The 9,568-nt window shown below is 32.2% G+C and carries 7 protein-coding genes; all 7 read right to left on the bottom strand.

Features of this window, described 5'->3' with window-relative positions:
* Positions 1-80: 80 nt before the first annotated feature.
* Positions 81-536: a DUF1284 domain-containing protein gene (locus EDD60_RS12650; protein WP_132226479.1), complete on the bottom strand. Its 456-nt coding sequence runs from the start codon at positions 534-536 to the stop codon at positions 81-83.
* Positions 536-1,594 (bottom strand): GTP pyrophosphokinase, encoded by a 1,059-nt coding sequence (locus EDD60_RS12645; protein ID WP_066447990.1) that lies wholly within the window; start codon positions 1,592-1,594, stop codon positions 536-538. The genes EDD60_RS12650 and EDD60_RS12645 overlap by 1 nt, the downstream gene beginning before the upstream one ends.
* 88 nt (positions 1,595-1,682) lie before the next feature.
* A complete protein-coding gene (gene lgt, locus EDD60_RS12640) occupies positions 1,683-2,492 on the bottom strand; it encodes a prolipoprotein diacylglyceryl transferase (RefSeq protein ID WP_066447987.1) in 810 nt (269 codons plus the stop codon).
* Entirely contained in the window at positions 2,489-3,424 is a 936-nt protein-coding gene (hprK, locus tag EDD60_RS12635; protein ID WP_066447983.1) for an HPr(Ser) kinase/phosphatase, read from the bottom strand. The genes lgt and hprK overlap by 4 nt, the downstream gene beginning before the upstream one ends.
* A gap of 10 nt (positions 3,425-3,434) precedes the next feature.
* Entirely contained in the window at positions 3,435-6,260 is a 2,826-nt protein-coding gene (uvrA, locus tag EDD60_RS12630; RefSeq protein ID WP_132226478.1) for an excinuclease ABC subunit UvrA, read from the bottom strand.
* Positions 6,247-7,593: a CCA tRNA nucleotidyltransferase gene (locus tag EDD60_RS12625; RefSeq protein WP_066447978.1), complete on the bottom strand. Its 1,347-nt coding sequence runs from the start codon at positions 7,591-7,593 to the stop codon at positions 6,247-6,249. Before EDD60_RS12625 ends, uvrA begins: the two co-directional genes overlap by 14 nt.
* Positions 7,593-9,566, bottom strand: a complete 1,974-nt coding sequence (gene uvrB / locus EDD60_RS12620; RefSeq protein WP_066447976.1) for an excinuclease ABC subunit UvrB — start codon at positions 9,564-9,566, stop codon at positions 7,593-7,595. The genes EDD60_RS12625 and uvrB overlap by 1 nt, the downstream gene beginning before the upstream one ends.
* Positions 9,567-9,568 lie beyond the last annotated feature (2 nt).

The following is a 9,568-nucleotide window of genomic DNA, read 5'->3' as shown; positions in this document are numbered from 1 at the left end:
CCACCTTTATCACCAGTTCAATTGTTTGGGGTGTTATTTACCCCATGATAATCTAGACTCCAATAATTGGAGACCACACGTTATTCTAGATTACCGTATTTTTTTGCTCCTAATTGAAATAATTCAAAACGACGCTGAGTGATTTTATCATCTTCTTCAAGCCAAACTTTAAAGATAATATCTTTCTTTTCATACATTATTCGACATAATGCAAGCGCAGTGTATTGTTCTTTTAAATCCAAATGCAAATAATCTATTAGTCTTTGATCCAATCTCTTGTTATAGTCGTCTTTTTTTATATTTCCTAATGTTTTTGGCAATCCGTTATCACAGATTCCATTGATACATTGAACACAGGGCTGACATATATCATCAGCATCGATTGTTAGAGAAAGTTTAACTTGATGATTTTTAATAATCTCATTGGCTATTTTATAGAAATCATGTTGCATTTTTTCATCAGGAACAAACACTTCTATTCCTGAACCATAAAGCTTAATAATATCCATAAAATGATGTGGCTTTATAATAATCATTAGTTTCTTAATCCTTCTGTTGTTATTCTTTCTTTAATTTTCTGTAAACGTTCAATACTTTCTCTTGTGAATATTTCTTCAGGATCAGCTGATCCTTCCTCAGCTAACATCACAAGAGAAATCCATAATAGAACATTATATATATTAATTGTCTGATTATCCTTATAGTTTTCTACACGTTCCCTTGAAATCCATTCAATTTCTTTCATATGATTTTCTACAAAATCATCTAACTCATTAATATAAGTATAACCCATATAATGAAATCTTTGAATAAGTCTAGATTGAGATATTAATTCTGAGTCTCTTTCAAACTTAAATTGAAATTCACTATGCAATTTTTCTAGTACACCATTAATGCGTGGAGATGTATTGACATATTGAATCAATGAATTCACATTGATATCTGTTTTTAAAACTTTTTCAATATGCACAATTCCTTTATTATATTCATCCACTTCTTTAGCAATTTGAACAAATTCTTCATCTAATAATTCAAGTGACGCTGAAAGTCTTGTCAAACGACGACGAATATCTTTAGGAATTTCATATTGTGACTTATATCCTAACCCATGTTCAATTTCAGCCCATGAATGTTGTAAAGTTGTTCGAATTTGTAATTCAAAAATAATATCTTTATAAGCAGAATATTCAATTAATTGACATCTCTCATCATTAAACTTAATCAATAAATGTAAAGAATTATACCCAAAATCAATACGATCATCATAATTCTTTTTTCTTTTATCATTATACTCAATAATATCAAAATTTTGTTTCACACATTCATAAATACGATCAACATCATTCTCAAACAAAGTAATAATACGACAGGCAACGACATCAGTTATTTCTTTAATATCTTGATACTTATTCTTGTAAGTAATCTTTTTCATCAAAGCATCTTCACTCTTGATGCGAATAGCCATATTAGAAATACGAAAATGATTTGTTTCAATAATACGTGTAAAAATATCATCAATATCATGCTTTAGTGAACGATACATTTCTTGATTATCATGATATTGTTTGATAATTCTTTTTGCAGAATTATGCATGTTATCACCTCATAAAATAATTATAGCGAACTTATATGAAATATTCGTGAACAATTTATATTTATATAAAGCAAAAGAGTAGATTTCTCTACTCTACTTGAAATTCATCAACTCTTTGACCTTTTTGGTGTACATAGATAATTCCAATGACTCCTACAATTAAAAAGACAATTGAGATAAGTTGAGCCATACGAATAGGGCCAAACATCAAACTATCAGTTCTTAATCCTTCAACAAAGAATCTTACAATACCATAAAACACAAAATAACTAAAGAATTGAACCCCAATATGTTTTTGAAGCTTTTTAATGACAAAGATAATCAGTAAAAAAGCAATCACATTCCCAATAGATTCATATAAGAATGTCGGATGATGATATGCTCCATCAATAAACATATTATTGATGATAAAATTAGGTAAATGTAACGATTGTAAAAATTCAAGACTTACATTTCCACCAAATGCTTCATGATTAAAGAAATTACCCCATCTTCCACAAGCTTGAGCAATTAATACCCCCGGCATAATCGCATCACCTGCTACAAGGAAAGGAATATTGTGTTTCTTAAAGAAATAATAGCTATAAATCAAACCAGTAAAAATACCACCTTGAATGGCCAAACCACCATGCCATACAGCAAATATTTCCATTGGATTAGCTGCATACATCTCTTGAAAAGTAAAGATGACATACCAAATTCTTGCCCCTATAATCCCAACAAATAACAACATAAAGAAATAATCAGATAATATTTCTTTATCATAACCAAGCTGTTTAAATCGATACTGTCCTAAAAAATATGCAAAACATGCACCACATAGAATCACAATCGCATACCATTGAATATGGAAAGGTCCTATTGATACAAAGGTTGAAAAATCTTCAAAAAATATCATTTCGTTTTACTCTTGATATTGTCTAATATTCTATTGACAAACTCTTTACTAGAATCAAATCCTGAATCTTTCAATTGCATATTCATAACAGCTGCTTCAATGATTGCAGACATACTTCTACCACCAGTTACTGGCACGACAATTTTTGGTATTTGGACAGTTAAAATTTCTTCTGTAACATCATCTTCTTCTACACCAATACGTGTATATTCACGAGATGGCAACCATCGTTCTAATTGAATAATTAAATCAACATTATCTTTTGGTAAAATAGAAGCAACCCCAAACATCTTAGAAACATCAATAACCCCAATTCCTCTAATTTCTAATAAGTTCTTTAATACCTCTGGTGCTCTCCCAACAATTCCTTGACCAATATGATATAACTCAATCGCATCATCAGCAATCAACAAATGACCTCTTTTAATTAATTCCAAGGCAATTTCTGATTTCCCAATTCCACTATCTCCTCTAATCACAACACCTTTTCCATAGATATTTAAAAAGACTCCATGAATCAATGTTTCAGCAGCAAGTGCTTCATCTAAAGTTCCAGTTAATTCAATTGATACACGACCAGTTGCCTGTTTGGTTTCAAAAATAGGGAAATTACGTTTTATCGCAATATTTTTTAATATTTCAGGACATTCATATCCCTTCGCAATAATAATACAAGGTGTTTCATCATTTGCTAATTTAGAAAAACAAGCAAGTTGTGATTCTTTACTCATTTCCTTAACAAAGGCAATCTCCTTTTCACCAAATAAAATAATTCTTCTAAAATCTGTATGCTTGAAAAAACCTGCTAATTCAAAACCAGGTCGATTCATTTCAGCTACAAAGATTTCTCTTTCCAATGATTCCTCATCACCAGAGACCTGCTTATACGTCGAAGATTTTAATAAATCCTTTAATTTTACTGATTTACCCATATAGTTCCTCCTACTCTAACACTTTCTTAAGAAAACGTCCTGTATGACTTTCTTCACACTTAGCGACTTTTTCAGGTGTTCCTGATACTACAATTGTACCACCATTATCGCCACCTTCCAATCCTAAATCGATAATATGATCAGCAACTTTAATTACATCTAAATTATGTTCAATCACAATAACAGTATCACCTTGATCAACAATACGATTTAAAACCTCAATTAAGCGTGCTACGTCATGACTATGTAAACCAGTTGTTGGTTCATCTAAAATATAAACTGTCTTACCAGTTGCTTTCTTTTGTAATTCGCTAGCTAACTTCACACGTTGAGCTTCACCACCAGATAAAGTTGTCGCACTTTGTCCTAGTTTTACATATCCTAAACCAACATCAGCAATTGTTTGTAGTTTTGATCGAATACGTGGTAAATTATCAAAGAAATCTAATGAATCTTCAATTGTCATTTCTAACACATCATAAATTGTCTTATCTTTATATGTAACTTGTAAAGTTTCTTCATTATAACGTTTACCTCCACATTCTTCACATGGCACATAAACATCAGGTAAGAAATGCATACTAATACGTTTCACTCCATCACCTTGACAAGCTTCACAACGCCCACCTTTCACATTAAATGAGAAACGTCCTTTATCATACCCTCTCATCTTTGCTTCAGGAGTTTTCGCAAATAAATCACGAATATCATCAAAAACCCCAGTATAAGTCACTGGATTAGAACGTGGTGTTCTTCCAATTGGATCTTGCGAAACTTCAATGACCTTATCAACATTATCCAAGCCTAAAATATCTTTATGCTTTCCAGGTTTTTCTTTAGAATGATAAAGTTTAGCACGAACTGCTTTACATAAAATTTCATTCACCAATGTAGATTTACCACTTCCAGAAACTCCCGTTACACAAACAAACTTTCCAAGTGGAAACTTCACATTAATATTTTTTAAGTTATTCTCTTGTGCTCCTTTAATTTCAATAAAGAGTCCATTTCCTTTTCTTCTTTTCTTTGGCACAGGAATCTTATACTCACCAGAAAGATACTTTCCAGTTATAGAATTTGGATTGTGCATAATTTCTTCAGGTGTTCCCGCAGCAACAACTTCTCCACCGTGTACACCAGCACCAGGCCCAATATCAATGATATAATCAGAAGCACGCATTGTATCTTCATCATGTTCAACAACAATGACACTATTTCCTAAATCACGCATATTGCATAATGTTTTTATTAATTTCTCATTATCTCTTTGATGTAATCCAATTGAAGGTTCATCTAATACATAAAGAACACCAGTTAGACGTGAACCAATTTGAGTAGCCAAACGAATACGTTGTGCCTCTCCACCTGATAATCCTCCAGCCCTTCTTGACAAAGTTAAATAACCTAACCCAACATCATTCAAGAATGTTAAACGATCTCTGATTTCTTTAATAATCAATCTTGCAATATTTGTTTCTGTTTCACTTAATTGTAATTGATTGATAAACTCTAAGGCTTTTTCAATCGACATATCAGTAAACTCACTAATATTGATTCCACCAACTTGAACACTTAAAACTTGTTCATTTAAACGTCTACCTTGACAAGTTGGACAAGTATGTTCGGCCATAAATGAAGCATACCATTCCTTAGACCATGCTGAAGTCGTTTCTTCATAACGTCTTTCAATAAGTGTTTTTACACCTTCAATATATTTTGTTGTTTTAGAAACATTTCCTGAACTTGACTCAATAGTATAACTAATAGGACGATCAGATCCTCTTAAGATAACCTTTAATTCTTTCTTTGTAAAATCCTTTAAAGGCTTATCTAAATCAATGTTATACTCACGACATAAAACCAAAAATCTTTGCCATTCAATACGATCTGTACCTACTGATGTCTTAAAATAACGAATTCCACCTTGATTAATACTCAATGACCAATCAGGAATCAATAAATCATCATCAACCTCATTTTTAACACCAATTCCCTTGCAATCAGGACAGGCCCCTAATGGATTATTAAAAGAAAATAACCTTGGTTCTAATTTAGGTACACTAAATCCACAATGAGGACAAGCTAAATGTTGTGAAAAAAGCTTTTCAGTATGAGTATTTAAATTCTCAACAATGGCTTCTCCTCCAGTTAATTTTAAGGCTGTCTCTAAAGAATCAGCCAAACGTGAACGATATCCTTCTTTTTTGACAATTCTATCTACCACAACATCAATATTATGTTTTTTATTCTTATCTAAAACAATATCTTCCTCTAATAGTCTTATTTCACCATCGACCTTTACTCTAACAAATCCCTCTTTCATCAAATCTTCAAACAATTCTTTATGTGTTCCTTTTTGATTTTTACACATTCTCGCAAGAACTTGAAGCTTTGTACGATCTTCATATGTATCAATCGTATCAACCATTTGTTTAATTGTTTGAGATTCTATTAAAACATGATGTTCAGGACAATAAGCATGACCAACACGTGCATATAACAATCTTAAATAATCAAAAATTTCTGTTACTGTTCCAACGGTAGAACGTGGATTGTTAGATGTTGTTTTTTGATCAATCGCGATAGATGGTGACAATCCTTCAATACTATCAACATCAGGTTTTTCAACACCACCTAAAAACTGTCTTGCATAAGCACTTAAAGATTCAACATAACGTCTTTGCCCTTCAGCATAGATCGTATCAAAAGCCAAAGATGTTTTACCACTTCCTGATAAACCTGTCATAATAACAAGCTTATCACGTGGAATCTCAACATCAATATTTTTTAAATTATTGACCCTAGCTCCTTTAATAATAATCTTATCCTTTATCATACTTTTTCTTTAAACTCCTTAATATTCTCTCTCTATCTATTCCTTGAAGCTGTAAATCATAAGCCTCTGCTAAAACCTTCTTCAATTGCTTATCAGCCTTAAATCCAGCTTCCAATAAATCGTTTCCATTAATCATTGGAGGTTTTGCTCGATCACCCAAACGCGCCTTTTTATCAGCAATAAACTCTAAAAAAGCATCATACTGTTCTCTTGCAACTTTCCCCCTACCTAACTTATCACAACAACTTATACAAATCAAATCATTCAATGAAACTTTTCCATCTATCTTCTTTAACAACCTCAAATAAGATAAATCCCTACTATGATTTCTGGCCATATTCATCAAATGCATATGATACATAATCATTGTAGAAATATATTCTCGTTCTTTTTTAGCTGTAATTATATCCACTTGTTTAAAAACCTCAACCCCTGCTTCATTATGCCCATGAGCATGACCTTCTTTTGTAGTTACAACAGGTTTTCCAATATCATGCAATAAACAAGACCACATAAACCATAATGGGTGATCTGTTTTATGTTTCGTTAAAGCAGCCACATCAATCACTAACATCGTATGATTGAAAACATGTCCCTCAGGATGATAATCTAAACGTTGATGAGTAGTTTCTAAAGCTTTAAGATAAGGCGGTAAAGCATCTATCGTTCTTAAAAACTCAAATCCTAATGATGGTTTTTCTGCCATTAAGATTTTTGAATATTCACTATAGACTCTTTCAATTGATAAATGGTCTAACATATGTTGTTTAACCATTTCTTTACACAATTGTAATGTCCTTTTTTCCACCAACATATCAAAACGAGCAACAAATTGAGCAATTCTTAAAACCCTTAAAGGATCTTCAGCAAAGGTTTTCACATTTACACAACGAATCACGCGATTTTTAATATCATCAATACCACCACATAAATCAATAATCTTACCTTGCTGATAATCATACATTAAAGCATTCATGGTTAAATCACGACGCTGAATAGCTTTATCTAAAGATAATTCAGGATCAATCATCACTTGAAAGTCCTGATGTTTCTCACCTGTTTTCTTTTCTTTACGTGGCAAGGCAAAATCATAATGAGGTAAACAATCAAGCTGCATAATAGCAAACGATTGTCCAAAAGTATTCACATGTCCATGACGAGCTAAAACATCATATAATTGTTGATACGTCAAATGATAGACTTCTACATCTATATCATTTTCACCTTGGATTCCCATAACTTCATCACGAACACATCCACCAACAATATAAACATACCCACCTGAATGTAAAATATCTTCAAAGACATCCTCTGCAAGTTTTTTAAACTGCATTATTTTTCACCTTTCAATTCCATAATAATATCACGAAGTTCCATCGCACGTTCAAAATCCAATACCTTCGCAGCTTGTTTCATTTCTTTTTCTAAATCCTCAATTAATTTCTTCTTAGCCTTCTTATCAGCTTTCTTACCTTTTTGAACAAGAGCTGTTGCTTCATCAACTGTCTCTTTACCTTGAATCAAATCTCTAATTTCCTTATGAATTGTTTGTGGAGTAATATGATGTTCTTGATTATAAGCTTCTTGAATTTCACGACGACGTGCTGTTTCATCAAGGGCTTTTCTCATTGAATCAGTGATACGATCACCATACATAATGACTTTTCCATTAGCATTTCTGGCAGCACGACCAATTGTTTGAATCAAAGAACGTTCACTTCTTAAGAACCCTTCTTTATCCGCATCTAAAATACAAACAAGTGAAACTTCTGGTAAGTCAAGACCCTCTCTCAATAAGTTAATACCAACTAAAACATCATACTTCCCAAGTCTTAAATCTCTTAGAATTTCAGTTCTTTCTAAAGTCTTTGTATCAGAATGTAAATATGCAACTTTCAATCCAACTTCTTTTAAATAAGCACTTAAATCCTCAGCCATACGTTTTGTCAAAGTTGTAATCAAAACTCTTTCATTCTTCTCAATACGTTCATTAATCTCACTAATAATATCATCAATTTGATTCTTAGTTGGACGAACTTCTATAATCGGATCCAACAATCCTGTAGGACGAATAATTTGTTCAGCATATTCACCATGTGTTTTTTCTAATTCATAATCACCTGGTGTAGCTGAAACATAAATAACTTGATTAATAATCTTTTCAAATTCTTCAAAACGTAAAGGACGATTATCTAAAGCACTTGGTAATCTAAATCCATATTCAACAAGTGTCTCTTTACGACTTCTATCACCATTAAACATTCCTCTCACTTGTGGTAACATAACATGACTTTCATCTACAATCATTAAGAAATCTTTAGGGAAATAATCAATTAATGTATAAGGACGTTGTCCGGCTTGTCTTCCATCAATATGGCGAGAATAGTTTTCAATTCCTGGACACATTCCTACTTCTCTTAACATTTCCACATCATGACGAGTACGTTGATCAAGACGCTCATACTCTAAAGGTTTCATATTATCTTCAAAATATTTCAAACGATCTTTTAATTCAGCAGATATCGTTTCACATGCCTTTAACATCTGTTCACGTTTCGTTACATATCCATAAGCAGGATAAATCGTATAAGTATGATAACTTCCCAAAACCTTTCCTGTTAAAGGATCAACTTCACTAATACGTTCAACCTCATCACCAAAAAGCTCAATACGGATTAACCAGCTTTCAGTATGACCTGGCACAATTTCAATCACATCACCACGAACTCTAAATGTTCCTTTTGATTGTTCAATATCGTTTCTTTGATATTGACGATCAACCAAATAAGTCAATAATTCTTTACGATCAATCTCTTGACCAACACGTAAAGAAAAAATCATTTCTTTATATTGTTCAGGATTTCCCAATCCATAAATTGAAGCAACAGATGCTACTACAATTGTATCATTTCTTTCTAACAAAGAGTTCATTGCTGCTGAACGCAGCATTTCTATCTCATAATTTGTCTGTGCATTTTTATCAATATAAGTATCACTCTTAGGAATATAGGCTTCTGGTTGATAAAAATCGAAGTTAGAAACAAAATATTCTACTCTATTTTCAGGAAAAAACTCTTTTAATTCTGAATAAAGCTGCCCCGCTAAAGTTTTATTATGTGCTAAAACCAAGGTTGGCTTATTCACTTGAGCTATAACATTAGAAACAGTAAAAGTCTTTCCTGTTCCTGTTCCACCTAATAAAACCTGTTCCTTTTTCCCAGCTTTAATTCCATCTACCAATTGTTGAATAGCTGTTGGCTGATCACCCATTGGAGAATATTCAGAGACAAGCTTAAACTTTTCCATTT

The sequence above is a fragment of the Longibaculum muris genome, assembly GCF_004343035.1.
Lineage (GTDB): Bacteria > Bacillota_I > Bacilli_A > Erysipelotrichales > Coprobacillaceae > Longibaculum > Longibaculum muris.
The sequence above is the reverse complement of the archived record's forward strand: the minus strand, read 5'-3'. Positions and strand labels throughout refer to the sequence as shown.